Below are 14,266 nucleotides of genomic sequence, written 5' to 3'. Positions count from 1 at the left end.
TCGCCCTTTCCAGGAAATACCAAGAAATCTCAGGAAATACCGGGAAATACAAGGAAGCCCTCCACGAGAACCCGCGGCGAAGGAGGAACGGTGCGGACGGCGGATCGGCTGGTCACGCGGACGCTGAGGCACAGCGGTCCCTGGCTGTACGTGCTGGTGTTCACCTCCCTGGCGGGCGCGCTCGGCGAGCTCGCGCTCCCCTACGTCCTGGGCAGGACCGTCGACACGCTCGTGGCGGCCGGGCCCGCGAGCCGTACCTGGCTGGTGACCTGCGGGTCCGTGGTGGTTCTGATCGCGGCCTGCGACGTGCTGGGCGTCTGGGCGGCCGGGGGCGGCGGCGCGCGGGCCACCCGGTGGCTGCGGCTGCGGATCCTGCGGCACGTGCTCGGGGCCGGTCCCGCGATGACCCGCCGTTTCCCCGAGGGGGACCTGGTCACCCGGATGGGCGTCAACGCCGACGAGACCGGGCGTGCGCCCGAGTCGATCGTCACCGGGGCCGCGCTGCTCGTCCCCACCGCGGGCGGCCTGGTCGCCCTCGTCCTCATCGACGTCTGGCTCGCCCTGACCCTGGTCGCCGGTCTGGTGCTCATCGCGTTCGTCCTGCGGGCCTTCCTCAGCACGACCACCTCCCTCGCCGGTGACTACCAGCGGACGCAGGCCGACATCGCCGCGCGCCTGGTCGACGCCCTCTCCGGGGCGTGCACGATCGCCGCGGCCGGCACCGAGGAGCGGGAACGGGCCCGGGTGCTCGCCCCCCTGCCCCGGCTGCGCGCGCACGCCATGGACATGTGGCGGGCCAACGCCCAGGCGGGGGTGAGGGCGGGGGCCGTGGTGCCGCTGCTCGAAGTGGCCGTGCTCGGCGTCGGCGGGCTACGGCTGGCCGGGGGCGACCTCACCGCCGGGGAGCTGTACGCCGCCGCCCGCTACGTCGTGCTCGGCGCCGGACTCGGTGCGGCGCTCGGCCACGTCGGCCGTCTGGCCAGGGCACGGGCCGCCGCGGGCCGCCTGGCGGAGCTGACCGAGGAGCCCGCGATCGCCTACGGAGGCCTGTCCCTGCCGAAGGGCCCCGGCACCCTGGAGCTGCGCGGTGTCGGCGCGGGCGTGCTCAGCGGGATCGACCTGGTCGTCCCCGGCGGCTCCTCGGTCGCCGTCGTCGGCAGGTCCGGCTCGGGCAAGTCCCACCTCGCCGCCCTCTCGGGACGGCTGGCCGACCCGGAGACCGGGCAGGTCCGCCTGGACGGCGTGCCGCTGCCCGACCTGTCCGCGGAGGCGCTCGGCGCGGCCGTCGGCTACGCCTTCGAGCGCCCGGTCCTGGCCGGTGGGACGATCTCCGGCGCCGTCGGCCTCGGCGTCGCCGAGACGGACGGCCGTGAGGCGGCCGTACACGCCGCCGCCCGTGCCGCGTGCGCCGACGGCTTCGTACGCAGGCTCCCCCTCGGGTACGGCACGCCGCTGCGCGAGGCCCCCATGTCCGGCGGGGAACGGCAGCGGCTCGGCCTGGCCAGGGCCTTCGCGCACGGCCGTCGCCTGCTCGTCCTCGACGACGCCACCTCCAGCCTGGACACCGTCACCGAGCGTCAGGTCAGCCGGGCGCTGGCGGGCGAGCTGGGAGGCCGTACCCGGATGATCGTGGCGCACCGGGCCGCGACCGCCGCCTCCGCCGACCTGGTGGTCTGGCTGGAGGAGGGGCGGGTGCGCGCCTGCGACACGCACGCCAGGCTGTGGCGGGACCCCGCCTACCGGGCCGTCTTCCAGCCTCTACCGAGCCCTCCGGTCACCGGGGCGGGTGCGTCGTGAGGGCGGCCGTACCGGGCGGTCCCGTCCGCCGGGCGGTGCTGCGCGAACCCCGCCTGCTGCTGAGGCTGGGCGCCTGGTCGGTCGCCGAGACCGCGCCCGCCCTCGTGGTCGGCCTGGCCGTGGCCAGGGCCATCGACGACGGTTTCGCCGCGGGCCGGGCCGGGATCGGCTTCGCCTGGCTCGCCGTGCTGGGCGGTGCCTGGCTGGTGGCGGCGGTGGGCGCGCGCCAGGTCGTGCTGACCGTCGGCGCCGTCGTCGAGCCCTTCCGCGAGGAGTTGCTCGACCACGTCGTCGGCGGCGCGCTGCGCCGTTCGGCCACGGCGGGGAACGGCCCAGGAACCGCCTCCGTCGCCCGGGCCAACCTCCAGGTCGAGCTGGCCAGGGACGCCCTGGCCTCGGTCATCACGGTCGTCAGGTCCTTCGCCTTCACCGTGGTGAGCGTCGTGCTCGGTCTGGGTGCCCTCGCCCCCGGTGTGCTCGTGCTGGTCCTGCCGCCGTTCGCCGCGGGCCTGTGCCTGTTCCTGCTCTCGCTGCCCGCGCTCGCCCGGCGGCAGCGGGAGTTCATCCTCGCCGACGAGCGCACCGCCGAGTCGCTCGCCGACATGGCGGGCGCGCTGCGTGACATCACCGCCTGCCGCGCCGGGTCGCGGGTGGCCGACGACCTCGGCCGTCAGGTGCGGCTGCAGGAACGGGCCGGGCGCGCCCTGGCCGGGGTGACCGCGCTGCGCACCGCCTCACTCGCCGTCGGGGGCTGGCTTCCTGTGCTGCTGATCCTGGCCGGCACCCCCTGGCTGGTACGCGGCGGGGCCGGGGCCGGGGTGATCCTCGGCGCCCTGGTCTACGTCACCCAGTCGCTCGCCCCCGCGCTGGGCAACCTCGTGCAGGGCCTCGGGATGAGCGGCGTCCGGCTGCGGGTCTCGCTCGAACGCATCCTGCGCCACGGCGCCCCGCCCCGCCCCGAGGTGGAACGGCGCGCCCCCGGGGACGGCGGGGTACGGCTGCGCGACGTGTGGTTCGCCTACGGCCCGCACGCCGAGCCGGTGATCTCCGGCCTCGGCCTGTCGATCCCGGACGGCGACCACGTCGCGGTCGTCGGCCCCAGCGGCATCGGCAAGTCGACGCTGGCCGCGCTCGTCACCGGGGTGCTGCCACCGGACGCGGGGGAGGTCCTGGTCGGCGGCGTCCCCGCGGGCCTGCTCGATCCGGCGAGCCGGGTGCTGATCCCCCAGGAGGCCTACGTCTTCCGGGGAACGCTGCTGGAGAACCTGACCTACCTGGCCGCCGCGGGAACGCCGGTCGAGGCCGTCGAGGAGGCGGTGGACGCGGTCGGGCTGACCGCCCTGGTCGCCAGGCTCGGCGGCCACTCGGCCGAGGTCGATCCGGGCCTGCTCTCCCCCGCCGAACGTCAGCTCGTCGCCCTGGCCCGCGCCTACCTGAGCCCCGCCCGCCTGGTGGTCCTCGACGAGGCGACCTGCCACCTGGACCCGGTCGCCGAGGCCGTCGCGGAGGAGGCCTTCGCCCGCAGGGGCGGCACGCTGCTGGTCGTCGCCCACCGGCTGACCTCCGCGAGAAGGGCCCGGCGGATCCTCGTCATGGACGGCGTCGACGTCCGGCTGGGGACCCACGACGAACTGCTCGCCTCGTGCCCGCCGTACGCGGAACTGGCCGGGCACTGGAACCCCGCCGAGAACCAGGAGCTTGTCCCATGATCTATCCGCCCGCCGAGCGGGAACCGGTCGTCGACCTTCTGGGCGGGCGGGCCGTACCCGATCCGTACCGGTGGCTTGAGGACGGAGACGACCCGAGGACGCGTGACTGGCTCGCCGCCCAGGACGAGCTGTGGCGTGCCCACGCCGCCACGCTGCCCGGCCGTGACGGGTGGCACGCCAGGGTTGCCGCGCTCACCGAGGCGGGGACCGCGGGGACGCCGATGTGGCGGGGCGGGCGCCGCTTCTTCCTGCGCCGTACGGCCGGGCAGGAGCACGCCGTGCTGTACACCGCCGCAGCGGGGGAGAACGTCAGGGCGCTCGTCGATCCGGGGGTGCTCGACCCCGGCGGCCTGGTCACGCTCGACCACTGGCAGCCGGACGCCGAGGGCCGTCTGCTGGCCTTCCAGCTGTCCAGGAACGGGGACGAGCACTCGCGCCTGTACGTCGCGGACGTCATGACCGGCGAGGTCGTGGACGGGCCGGTCGACCGTTGCCGCTACTCGCCGGTCGCGTGGCTGCCCGGCGGGAAGGCCTTCTTCTACGTGCGGGGGCGCAGGGTCTGCCTGCACCGGCTTGGCACCCCCGCCGACGACGACGTCGTGGTCCTCGCCGAGGAACGCTCCTACGGCCTGGGGATCAGCGGGGACGGACGCTGGCTCACGGTCTCCGCGGGCCGTCCCGGCGGCAACGACCTGTGGCTGGCCGACCTGGTCGCCTCCTCCCCCGAACGGCCCGCGCTGCGGACGGTCCAGGAGGGGACGGACGCGGTGACGGTCGCCGCCGTCGGTCCCGACGGCCGCCTGTACCTGCTGACCACCCGGGACGCGCCCCGAGGCCGGCTGTGCGTCGCCGACCCGGAGCACCCCTCACCCGAGGGCTGGAGCGAACTGGTCGGCCCCGACCCGGAGGCCGTGATCGGGGACTTCGCGATCGCGGAGGGAACCGGAGGACCGGTGCTGCTGGTCGGCCGGACCCGGCACGCGACCGGCGAGATCGGCGTCCACGACCCGGTGACCGGGGAACGGCTCGGCCTGGTCCCCCTGCCCGGCCTCGGCTCCGTCGGGCACATGTCCACCCGTCCTGAGGGGGGACACGAGGTCTGGTTCACCTACACCGACGGCGTCACCCCGGTCGGTGTCCACCGCTACGACGCGCGCACCGGGCGGACAACGCTCTGGGAGGCGGCGCCCGGCGCCGTCGAGGTGCCCGAGGTCGAGTCTCATCGGTTCGTCTGCGTCTCGGCCGACGGCACCCCGGTGCGGGTGGTCGTCCTGGCCCGCCCGGGCGCGGGTCCCCGGCCCGCCGTCCTGTACGGCTACGGCGGATTCGGGCGCCCGCTGGCCCCGTCGTACTCCGGCTACGTGCTGCCCTGGGTCGAGGCGGGCGGGATCTTCGCGTTCGCCCAGGTGCGGGGCGGCGGCGAGGAGGGGGCCGACTGGCACAGGGCGGGCACACTCGGCCGCAAGCAGAACACCTTCGACGACTTCGTCGCGGTGGCCGAACACCTCGTCGCGGAGGGCTGGACCACCCCGTCCCGGCTGGGCGTGTGCGGCGAGTCGAACGGCGGCCTGCTGGCGGGCGCGGTGCTGACGCAGCGTCCCGATCTGTTCGCCGCCGTGGTCTGCTCGGCCCCGCTGCTCGACATGGTCCGCTACGAGCGCTCCGGCCTCGGCCCCTCCTGGCGGGGTGAGTACGGCTCGGCCGACGACCCCGAGCAGTTGGGCTGGCTGCTCGGCTACTCCCCCTACCACCGGGTCGAGAAGGGCACGGACTATCCGGCGACGCTGCTGACCACCTTCGGCGGCGACTCCCGGGTCGACCCCCTCCACGCCCGCAAGATGTGCGCGGCCCTGCAGTGGGCGACCTCGGGAGACAGGCCCGTCGTGCTGCGCCACGAGGACGGCGTGGGACACGGGGCCAGGTCGGTCAGCCGGTCGGTCGGCCTGGCCGCGGACATGCTGGCCTTCCTCGCCCGGCACACCGGTCTCGAACCGGGAGCGCCTGGATCAGGCCCGTGAGCGGTAGCGGATCAGGCCGATCCGCCTGACGTCCTCGGGCCACAGCCAGCCCGACTCCTGGGCGATGGTGACCGCCTCGACCCTGGTTCTGGCCCCCATCTTGGCGAGGATCCGCGACAGGTAGTTTCGGACCGTTCCGCCGGAGAGGAAGAGCCGTTTGGCGATCTCGTTGACCGGCTCCCCCTCGGCCGCGACCTGGAGCACCTCAAGCTCGCGGGCGGTGAGCGGGTTCTCCCGCGCGTGGAGGGCGGCGACGGCCAGCTCCGCGTCGATGACCCGCTCGCCCGCGGCGACCCTGCGCACGCACTCGGCGAGTTCTCCCGCCGGGGCGTCCTTGACGACGAAGCCTCGCGCCCCGGCGTCGAGCGCGCGCCGCAGCGCGGCGGGGGTGGCCAGGCCCGTCAGCATGACGTTCTTGCAGGAGGGCAGCACCCTGGCCAGTTCGCAGGCCGCCGACAGGCCGTCGGTGCCGGGCAGCCCGATGTCGAGGAGGGCGACGTCCGGCCTGGCCCGCAGGCAGGAGGGCACCACGTCGTCGCCGTGACCGACCTCCTCGACCACCTTGATGTCATGCTCGACGGAGAGCAACGCGGCCATCGCTCCGCGAACGAGGTGCATGTCCTCGGCGATCAGGACGCTTATCACGGGTCGTGTCCCCTTTTCGGCGGGAAGCTTATGTGTTAATTGCTCCGGATGTCACCCGCGGAAATCATTGTGCTACCCGCCGGAACCGTTCGCCACCCGGATAGGCCAGACGAGTACCCACCCCCCGCGAATTACGCCTCCCCAGGGGCGCGAATCCGAACAATCGGATATCCGGAACGGCTCTTCCGCCCCCAGACCAGGTGAAATCCATCCTGCCCCGGCCTGCGTCCACGGTCCAGTCCACGACCACCCCCGCCCTGTCCACGATCGCAAAATGGACCTCCAACGCAAACATTCAAGGACTGCCACAATTCGTTAAACACGGCAGGTATCAGGAAATATCACGCATGATCGGGAATTCGCCCTGATCCATTATCCTTTGTGAGCCGGCCGGAACCCCCGTCCCCTTTCCCGCCGATCATCTTCGTGCGCCTCACGTGCCGTACGGCCCCACCGCGGGCGCGGTGCCGTACGGCGTCAGGGCCGTGATTGTCGGGCCCAAGCCTTACGGTAGGGCGCGTGCCAGAGACGAACCACGAGATCACGCTCGACTCGGCCCTCTCCGAGGAGGCCGTGCTCGCCACCTACCGCCGCATGTTCGCCGCACTCGCGCGCGACAGCGGCGCCGTGGTCGACGACCCCGTGCTGGTCGACATCGCCGAGACGCTGTTCGCGGCGTTCGCCGAGGCGGGCGAGGAGTGGCTGACCCACGAGCAGATGCGGCACGTCTGCCGGGCCTACCCCCTTGAGCTGTTCGAGAACCGTCTGCGGGTGCTCAGGGGTCTCGGCGCGATCCGTGAGGTCTTCCCCAAACCGAACCAGCTCCGCTACCGGGCGTCGTTCACCAGCGTGGTCGGGCTGATGTTCGTCCGGCGGATGATGGACGACGGCGGTCAGTCGGAGATGCACCGGCTGCTCGCCCTGGAGGACCTCAACGTCGCCGACCCCCGCACGACCATGGAGGAGGCGCGGCTCAGCGCGCAGAACCTGTCGCGGGCCTTCAGGCTGTGGGCGCTTGAGCTGATCACGCTGACCGGCGGCACCATCGAGGAGCTGCGTGAGCAGGCGCCCAAGCTCTGGGGCACCGAGGAGATCGCCCGCAGGGCGCAGAGCCTGCACGCCACGATCCTCACCCGCTGGCCCGACCTGGACCGCACCTGCACCGAGCTGCGCGCCTCGATCTACTCCTACAGTGACGCCTCCCGCCGGGCCGCGGGCCGTCTGGCCGACTCCGCGGGCACGACCAGGAACCTCACCCTGCTGCCCGCCGAGACCTGGCGGACGTTCGCCCAGACCGCGTCCAGGGAGCGGCTCGCCGCCGTGCTCGACGGGTTCGTCTTCGACGTCCCCGCGCCGTGGCACGATCCTGCGGCGATCGTCAGGGCCGTTGACGAGAGTCCCCGGCCCGCCCCCGCGCAGCCGACGCCGCCACGTTCCGCGCTGCCCGATCCCGGCCCCGCCGACTCCCACGAGCCCGGTGGCGGCGGGCTCGACCACCTCACCGCCGTCGCCGAGGCGGCCCTCGCCGGGCGGCCGAGCGCCCGGCTTGAGGAGCTTCTCACCGCGGACGGCGAGTGGGTCTCCGCGCGCAGACTGCTGGCCGACCTCGTCTCGGCCGACCTTCGTCCCGAGTCCCCCTACCGGCTGCGCTGGTCGGACGCCCTCACCGCGGACCCGGACGGGGAGCCGTCATGGCTCTCGCACGGGCTCCTGGAGAGGACGGGCCATGACGCCTGAGCTGGCGCACGCGCGGGCCAGGGCGACCGGCCCCCTCACGCTCGGCGCGGGTGAGCCCGCTCCCCCGGGGATGACCCGGCTCGGCAACCCCGACGGGACCGGTACGGCGCTGCCCGCCTGGCCCGACGGGGCGACGCCGTCCCTCCTCGACGAGTACCAGGTCGCGCCGGTGAACGTGGAGCGGGCCGGAGAGACGAGACGGGTGCTGGCCGCGGCGCTGAAGTGCTGCTGGAACGACCTGTCCGCCGATCCGTGGCCCGGCTCCCCCGCGCCGGTCGAGGACGTGCTGTCCGCCTACCGGGCACTGATCGGCCGCGGTGACGACCTCATGCGCAACTGGGCGATCGGCGCGCTGCGCCGCCTGCACGACTCGGCCTGGCTTGAGGTCGACGCCGGTCTCGTACGGCTCGGCCCCCGCTGCGCCGGCTGGCCCGCCGCCTCCCACGCCCAGCTCAGGGAGTTGCTGCGGCGTCTCCCCTCGGGAGAGGACGGCTCCACCGGACTCGACGTCCTGCCCGCCCCTGACAGGGCACAGGACAGGCCACAGGACAGGACCGGGCGGCAGGCCGCCGAGGAGACCGGGGCGGGCGCGACCGCGAGCGTCTCCGAGCCCGACGGGGTCGACGAGGACCTGCTCGCCCCCTTCGACGAGCGGCGCAGGGCCGAGATCGTGGCCGCCTTCATGGCGGTCGAGCACGCGGCCGAGCCGGTCGGCGAGGCGCGTTTCCCCGCGCTGCGCGATCCGGCGCCACGCCGTACGGTCGCGGAGATGCTGCGGCGGCGGGGCCGCGTCCTGGTCCAGGACCGTGAGCGGTGGACCTCCGGCTACGAGGACGGGACGGCCGCGCTGGCCGGGTCCTCCCTCGGGGAGGCCGAGCGCGCGGTGCTGGTGCTGGTGCTGGTCCACTCGGTGGCCATCCCCCGCGCCGACGGGCTGTTGCCCGCCGACAGCTGGCTGTCTCCGTTCCCCGCCCAGGTCGACGAGCTGCGCAGGCACACCAGGCTGCCGGTCGGCGAGCTGGACGCGGCGCTGCGGACGTTGCGCCACGCGGGCCTGGTCACGCAGGTCAAGGCGGGAGAGGAGGCCGGAGGATACGTCCCCGGGCCGCAGTTCCACCGGTTGACCCCGCAGGCCAGGCGCCGTCTGCAGGAAGAGCTGATCCTCGCCGCGGGGCCGCACACCCCGCTGGCCGCGGCCGTGAGGGCCAACCGCCGATGAGACAGAAGAAGGGAACGACAGGGGTGACCGAGCAGCCGGACCCGTCAGCCGGGGACTCGCCGGACAACGCAGGCGGGCGAGCGGGGCAGGCCAGTCTGGTGCCCGTCGAGGCCAGGGTGGCGGCGCCGGGTGAGAACGTGGTCGGCGACCGGGTGCTGATCGCCGTGCAGGCGGTCAACATCTCCCGGCTGTCCACCCACCCGGTGCCGACGGTGCCGGGGACGCTGATCGTGGTCGCCGGGGCGGGCCCGAAGGACTCCAACGGCGCGGGCAAGTCCTCGTTCATCGCGATGATCACCGCGTTGCTCGGCGACGAGCAGTGGCGCTTCGCCTCCGGGGCGAAGGCGGTCTCCGAGCTGCTGTTCAACGCCGAGCTCGCCGCGGGCGGGGGCGGAAGGACGTGGGCGAGCGCCGACCACGGCTACATCGTGGGCGTCTTCGCGAACGCCGGCGACGGGCGGGCGGGCACCGGCGGGCTGGACGACGCGCTGACCGTGTGGCTGCGGGTCAACCAGGAGGCCCCGCACCTGGAGATCCGCTGGACCCCCGGGGTGTGCGTGGCCACGGCCTCCTCGGAGGCCGAGCGGGTGACGCGGGCCGACCACCTGTGGGCGACGCTGCCCCGCTCGGCGGGCCGCAGGGACGTCGTCGCCCGTGACCTGACCAGGTTCCTGTACGGCGACCGGGTCAGGTGCGTGTCGTTCCTGTCCACCTCGGTGCGCAGCAAGGTCGCGACGAACCTGCTGTCCCAGCCGCTCAACGAGATCTCCCCCGAGCGGGTCTTCGAGGCCATCGCCGCGCTGACCGGCCTGGACACCGAGCTGGACCAGGAACGCGACGCCCGGCGCGACGAGCACGCCAAACGGGTGCGGGCGGCGCGGGCCGCCGAGTTGCTCAGGGAGTTCGAGGACGAGTCGCGGGCGCTGCTTGAGACCTTCGACCGGCGCGACCGGGCCAGGATACGGCTGGCCGAGGGGATGCGCGGCTGGCGTGGGCGGCTGGCGCGCAGGCTGGCCGACACCGCGCGGCGGGACGAGGCTCTCGCCGCCGACCTGGAGCGGGCGACGGCGGAGGGTGAGCGGGCGGCCGAGGCCGTCGCCGAGGTCCGGGCGGAGATCGCGACCCTGAAGGACGACACGCTCGACCGCGGCCTGGCCGAGGCCCGCAGGGAGCTGACTGCCCTGCAGGCGCGGACGGCCAAGCTGGACGCCGACCGCGCGGTCGCGGAGAACGCGGTCGACGAGCTGCGCGGGCAGATCCCCGGCCTTGAGGAACAGCGGCGGCTGGCCGACGGCCGTGACGTGCGGACCGCCGAGGACGAACTCGGACAGGCCAGGCTCAGGCTCAACGAGGCGCTGAAGGCCCTGGGTGTCGCCGACCGCGAGGCCGAGGGGGCCAAGGCCGCGCTCGACGACGCCGAGGGCGGCCCGGCCGCGGCACAGCTCAACGCGCTCGCCGCGGCGGGGGTCGAGGCGAGCGGCCTGCTCGACGCGCTCGACGTCGCCGAGCACGCCAGGGACGACACGGGCGGCCTTGCGGGGCGGGCGGTCGCCGCGGCTCTCGGCGCCCGTGGCTGGCCGAGGGAGCACGCCGTGGTCGTGGACGCCGCCGACCTGGCGTCCGCGGCGCGGGCGCTGGCCGCGCTGCCCGGCTCCGTGCTGGTCAGCGCGGCGGGCGTCACCGTCGTCGGGGCGTTCGAGGCGGTCACGACCGGCAGGGAGGCCCGCATCAAGGCCGCCGAGCTGCGGCTGCACCGGGCGCGTGACGCGCAGGAGGTGGCCGCGGAGACGGTGCGCGCCGCCGAGGACGGCGTCGCGGAGGCCGGGCGGCGGCTGGAGGGGGCCAGGGCCGCCGTACGGCTCGCCGACGTCGAGCGGCGGCTGGCCGAACGGCGGGCCGCGCTCACCGGTCTCACCGAGGCGCTGGCCGAGGCCGGGCCGAAGGTGGGTGAGGCGGAGCGACGGGCAGGCGCCCTCGACTTCCGTGCCAGGACCAGGAACATGGAGATCGAACGCCTTGAGGGGCGCAGGGCCGGGCACGAGGCGGAGCGCGACCGGGCGGCCGAGCGGGCGGCCGCGATCACGGCGGAGCGGCAGGCACTCGGCATCGAGGCGCTGGCCGCCGAGTGGGGCGGCACCGCGCAGAGCGCCCGCGAGTGGCTGGAGGCGCTGGGCGAGCAGGAGTCCCCGCTGACGGCCGAGGAGTGGTGGCGGACCGCGGAACGCCGCCTCGACGAGGCGCTGCGCGACACCTTCCCCGGCGAGGACGACGAGATGCCCGAGGAGCTCGCCTTCCTGGTACGGCGGCGCACCGAGCCCGGCGCCGGGCGCACCGCGCGTGAGCAGACGACCTTCCCCGGCGTCTGCGCCGCCCTGGCGTCCTACCTGCGCGGCCAGGAGGAGTACGAACGTCACCAGCGCCGTCAGATCGAGTCCCAGCTCGCCACCAGGCAGCGTGACCTCGCCGCCGCGGCGAAGGGCGCCGAGGAGGCCGCGCAGTCGACCGCCGTGCACCGGGCGGCGTTGAGCGCGGCGATCAAGGCGCGCCTCACCCGGGTCGCCGAGGAGTTCGACCGGCTGGACACCTCCTACGGCGGCTACGGCGCGACGCTGGAGTTTCCCGTGCCGCCCGCGCCCGCCGACCCCGAGCAGCGCTGGGCGTGGCGGGTCACCCCCAGGTGGCGCAGGGGCGAGGGTCAGGGCTTCGTGCCGTACAACCGGCGGGCCAACACGGCGTTGATGGACGAGAAGGCGGTCAAGCTGGTCTGCGCCGCGGCGATCGCCTCCTCCGGCGGCGGCCACCTGTGCCTCGTCCTCGACGAGCTGGGCCGCAACCTGGGCAAGGAGCACCGCAGGGAGGCCGTGGCGCTGTTCCGCAAGATCGGCGAGACCTACGGCATCACCGTGATCGGCGCGCTCCAGGACGACATGGAGCCCTACGCGGTCGACGCCTGCGGGCAGTACATCAAGCTGCGCCGCTCCTCCGACGCCATGCCGTACAACGAGCCGCCGGTGATCGTCGGTCATGACGCCCACGCGGAGCGGGTGCGGGCGCTGGCCGCCGCAGTGGGCAGGCGGACATCGGAGACGGACGGTGCGGAACAGGTGATGAGGGACGAACGGTGAGAGACGGGCGGCGAACCAGATAATCTCGCATGAGGTGCGGCCGGTGACGGCCGGGAGGGTCAGGGAGGATCGGTGTCGGCGTCGCCGCTGGATCGGACACCCCAGAAACACGACCTCTACCGGGCGATGGCGCTGGCGCTGCGGGTCGGTGAGCTGCTGCTCGGCAGCGGCGAGAGCACCGAGACGGTCTCCGGCGCCATGCGCAGGATCACCAACGCCTACGGCGTGCCGCACTGCGAGGCGGACGTCAACCTGTCGGCCATCACGCTCTCGCACGTCCCCTCCGACGGGAGCGTCCCGGTCACCGCGGAACGCCGGGTACGGCGCCGCCTGCCCGACTACGACCGGTTGATCGCGGTCCACGAGATGATCAGGGAGACCGCGGGCGGATCCATGCCGCTTGAGGAGGCCGAGTCCCGGCTGCGGAAGGTCACCCGCCGGGTCCGGGTCTACCCCGACTGGTTCCTGGTCACGGCGCTCGCGCTGATCGCGGCCTCGGCGAGCATCCTGGTCGGCGGCGGCGCGCTGGTCGCGACGGCGGCGTTCGCGGCGACCGTGCTCGGCGACCGGGCGAGCGCCTGGCTGGCCAGACGCGGCGTCGCGGAGTTCTTCCAGCTCACGGTCGCGGCGATGCTCGGCTCGCTGGTCGCGGTGCTGATGCTCGCGATCGGCGCGCCGGTGCGGGCGGAGGCCGTCGTGGTCGGCGCGGTCGTCGCGCTGCTGCCCGGACGGCCGATGGTCGCCTGCGTGCAGGACGGCATCGCGGGCGAGTACGTCACGGCGACCGGGCGGCTGTTCGAGATCTTCTTCATCCTGACCGCGATCGTGTCGGGCATCGGCATCACGCTGTACGCCGCCGTCCGTCTCGGGGTGCCGCTGACAGTGGAGAACGTGCCGTCCGCGCCGCTGCTGATCAGGCCTGAGCAGCTGCTCGGGGCCGTGGGGGTGACGCTGTCGTTCGCGGTTGCGCTGCTCGTGCCGCCCCGCCATCTGTTCGCGGCGGCGCTCGGCGGCGCGATGGTCTGGGTGGTCTTCGTACAGCTGCACGTCTGGCAGGTGCCGGTCGTCCTGGCCACCGCCGTCGCCGCGGCGGTCGTCGGGCTGTTCGGCGGCGCCTACGCCCTGCGTGCCCGGGTCCCCTCGATGGTGATCACGATCCCGGCGATCGGCTCGCTGCTGCCGGGGACCGCGCTCTACCGGGGCATGCTCGAGGTCAACCTGGGCCACGGGGGCGCGGGGCAGGAGAGCCTGCTCCAGGCCCTGTCGACCGCGCTCGCCCTGGGCGCGGGCGTCATCCTCGGCGGGGAGGTCGTGCGCGCGGTCACCGGTTCCGACCTGACCAGGAGGGTCAGGCGACGGGGTGGCCGTACCCGCGCGTTCATCAGCCGTCCCGCCGCCCGCCGTACGCGGGGCTACTGAGCCCGAAGGCCGTCCATCACCAGGCCGAGGAGGCGTTCCGAGGTGTCGTCGCCGCAGTGCTCGCCGATCCAGGCGACCGCGTTGACGAGGCGCATCAGGTCGGTCCCGGTGACGTCGTCGCGTACGGTGCCGGTCCGCTGGGCGGCGGCCAGCAGCGCCGACCCGCCCGCGCGGGTCTGCTGGCAGGCGCCGTACAGCTCGGAGGCCGGGTCGTTGAGGCTGCTCATCAGTGTCGCGGCCAGTCCCCGGTAGACGGTGGCGTGGGCCATCAGGTGGCGCGTCCACTCAAGGAGCGCCTCCTGCGGGGAGTCCGAACCGAGCAGTTCGCGGGCCTGTGTGTCGAGGGTGACCAGACCGTCGTGGAGCACGGCCTCCAGCAGCGCCCTGCGGGTGGGGAAGTGCCGGTAGAGGGTGCCGATGCCGACCCCGGCGGCCCTCGCGATCTCCTCCAGGGACGCCTCGGTGCCCTGCTCGGCGAAGGCCACCCGCGCGGCGGCCAGCAGTCGTTCGTAGTTGCGCCGCGCGTCGGCCCGCATGGGGCGCTGGGTGGTCGCCACCTTGACTCCTCACTTTCCCGGCGTTCTCCGCACATCTACT

Annotated in this window: 9 protein-coding genes; 7 read left to right on the top strand and 2 right to left on the bottom strand. The window is 74.2% G+C overall.

Features of this window, described 5'->3' with window-relative positions:
* The first annotated feature begins 90 nt into the window (after positions 1–90).
* Genes ACFOYY_RS34755 through ACFOYY_RS34745 form a run of 3 tightly spaced genes read left to right on the top strand, consistent with a single transcriptional unit; the run spans position 91 to position 5,524 of the window.
* The gene (locus ACFOYY_RS34755; protein WP_386195397.1) at positions 91–1,797 is read left to right on the top strand and encodes an ABC transporter transmembrane domain-containing protein; all 1,707 of its coding nucleotides are present in this window, start codon (positions 91–93) and stop codon (positions 1,795–1,797) included.
* The gene (locus ACFOYY_RS34750; protein ID WP_386195395.1) at positions 1,794–3,506 is read left to right on the top strand and encodes an ATP-binding cassette domain-containing protein; all 1,713 of its coding nucleotides are present in this window, start codon (positions 1,794–1,796) and stop codon (positions 3,504–3,506) included. Before ACFOYY_RS34755 ends, ACFOYY_RS34750 begins: the two co-directional genes overlap by 4 nt.
* Positions 3,503–5,524, top strand: coding sequence for a prolyl oligopeptidase family serine peptidase (locus tag ACFOYY_RS34745; protein WP_386195393.1), 2,022 nt, complete (start codon positions 3,503–3,505; stop codon positions 5,522–5,524). Before ACFOYY_RS34750 ends, ACFOYY_RS34745 begins: the two co-directional genes overlap by 4 nt.
* Here ACFOYY_RS34745 and ACFOYY_RS34740 read toward each other — a convergent pair.
* Positions 5,513–6,169 (bottom strand): response regulator transcription factor, encoded by a 657-nt coding sequence (locus ACFOYY_RS34740; RefSeq protein ID WP_352011523.1) that lies wholly within the window; start codon positions 6,167–6,169, stop codon positions 5,513–5,515. The genes ACFOYY_RS34745 and ACFOYY_RS34740 overlap by 12 nt on opposite strands.
* Positions 6,170–6,688: 519 nt before the next feature.
* Between ACFOYY_RS34740 and ACFOYY_RS34735 the strand changes: the two genes are divergently transcribed.
* The 4 genes from ACFOYY_RS34735 (at position 6,689) to ACFOYY_RS34720 (ending at position 13,669) form a co-directional block, all read left to right on the top strand.
* A complete protein-coding gene (locus ACFOYY_RS34735) occupies positions 6,689–7,906 on the top strand; it encodes a hypothetical protein (RefSeq protein ID WP_386195390.1) in 1,218 nt (405 codons plus the stop codon).
* Positions 7,896–9,125 (top strand): hypothetical protein, encoded by a 1,230-nt coding sequence (locus tag ACFOYY_RS34730; protein WP_386195388.1) that lies wholly within the window; start codon positions 7,896–7,898, stop codon positions 9,123–9,125. Before ACFOYY_RS34735 ends, ACFOYY_RS34730 begins: the two co-directional genes overlap by 11 nt.
* A 23-nt stretch (positions 9,126–9,148) precedes the next feature.
* Positions 9,149–12,250, top strand: a complete 3,102-nt coding sequence (locus ACFOYY_RS34725) for a chromosome partitioning protein ParA (RefSeq protein WP_386195386.1) — start codon at positions 9,149–9,151, stop codon at positions 12,248–12,250.
* Positions 12,251–12,322: 72 nt separating this feature from the next.
* A complete protein-coding gene (locus tag ACFOYY_RS34720; RefSeq protein WP_352011519.1) occupies positions 12,323–13,669 on the top strand; it encodes a threonine/serine exporter family protein in 1,347 nt (448 codons plus the stop codon).
* On the opposite strand, the gene ACFOYY_RS34715 is transcribed toward ACFOYY_RS34720, so the two are convergent.
* Positions 13,663–14,226 (bottom strand): TetR/AcrR family transcriptional regulator, encoded by a 564-nt coding sequence (locus ACFOYY_RS34715; RefSeq protein WP_352011518.1) that lies wholly within the window; start codon positions 14,224–14,226, stop codon positions 13,663–13,665. The two genes, ACFOYY_RS34720 and ACFOYY_RS34715, sit on opposite strands and share 7 nt — an antisense overlap.
* Between the last annotated feature and the right edge of the window lie 40 nt (positions 14,227–14,266).

The sequence above is a fragment of the Streptosporangium jomthongense genome, assembly GCF_042650425.1.
Taxonomy (GTDB): Bacteria; Actinomycetota; Actinomycetes; order Streptosporangiales; family Streptosporangiaceae; genus Streptosporangium.
This window is presented reverse-complemented; position numbering and strand designations above follow the sequence as displayed.

What these genes read in the sequence shown, in the direction of transcription:
- ACFOYY_RS34730 (WP_386195388.1), top strand. Translation starts at nt 7,896, where the DNA reads ATGACGCCTGAGCTGGCGCACGCGCGGGCCAGGGCGACCGGCCCCCTC.
- ACFOYY_RS34745 (WP_386195393.1), top strand. Translation starts at nt 3,503, where the DNA reads ATGATCTATCCGCCCGCCGAGCGGGAACCGGTCGTCGACCTTCTGGGC.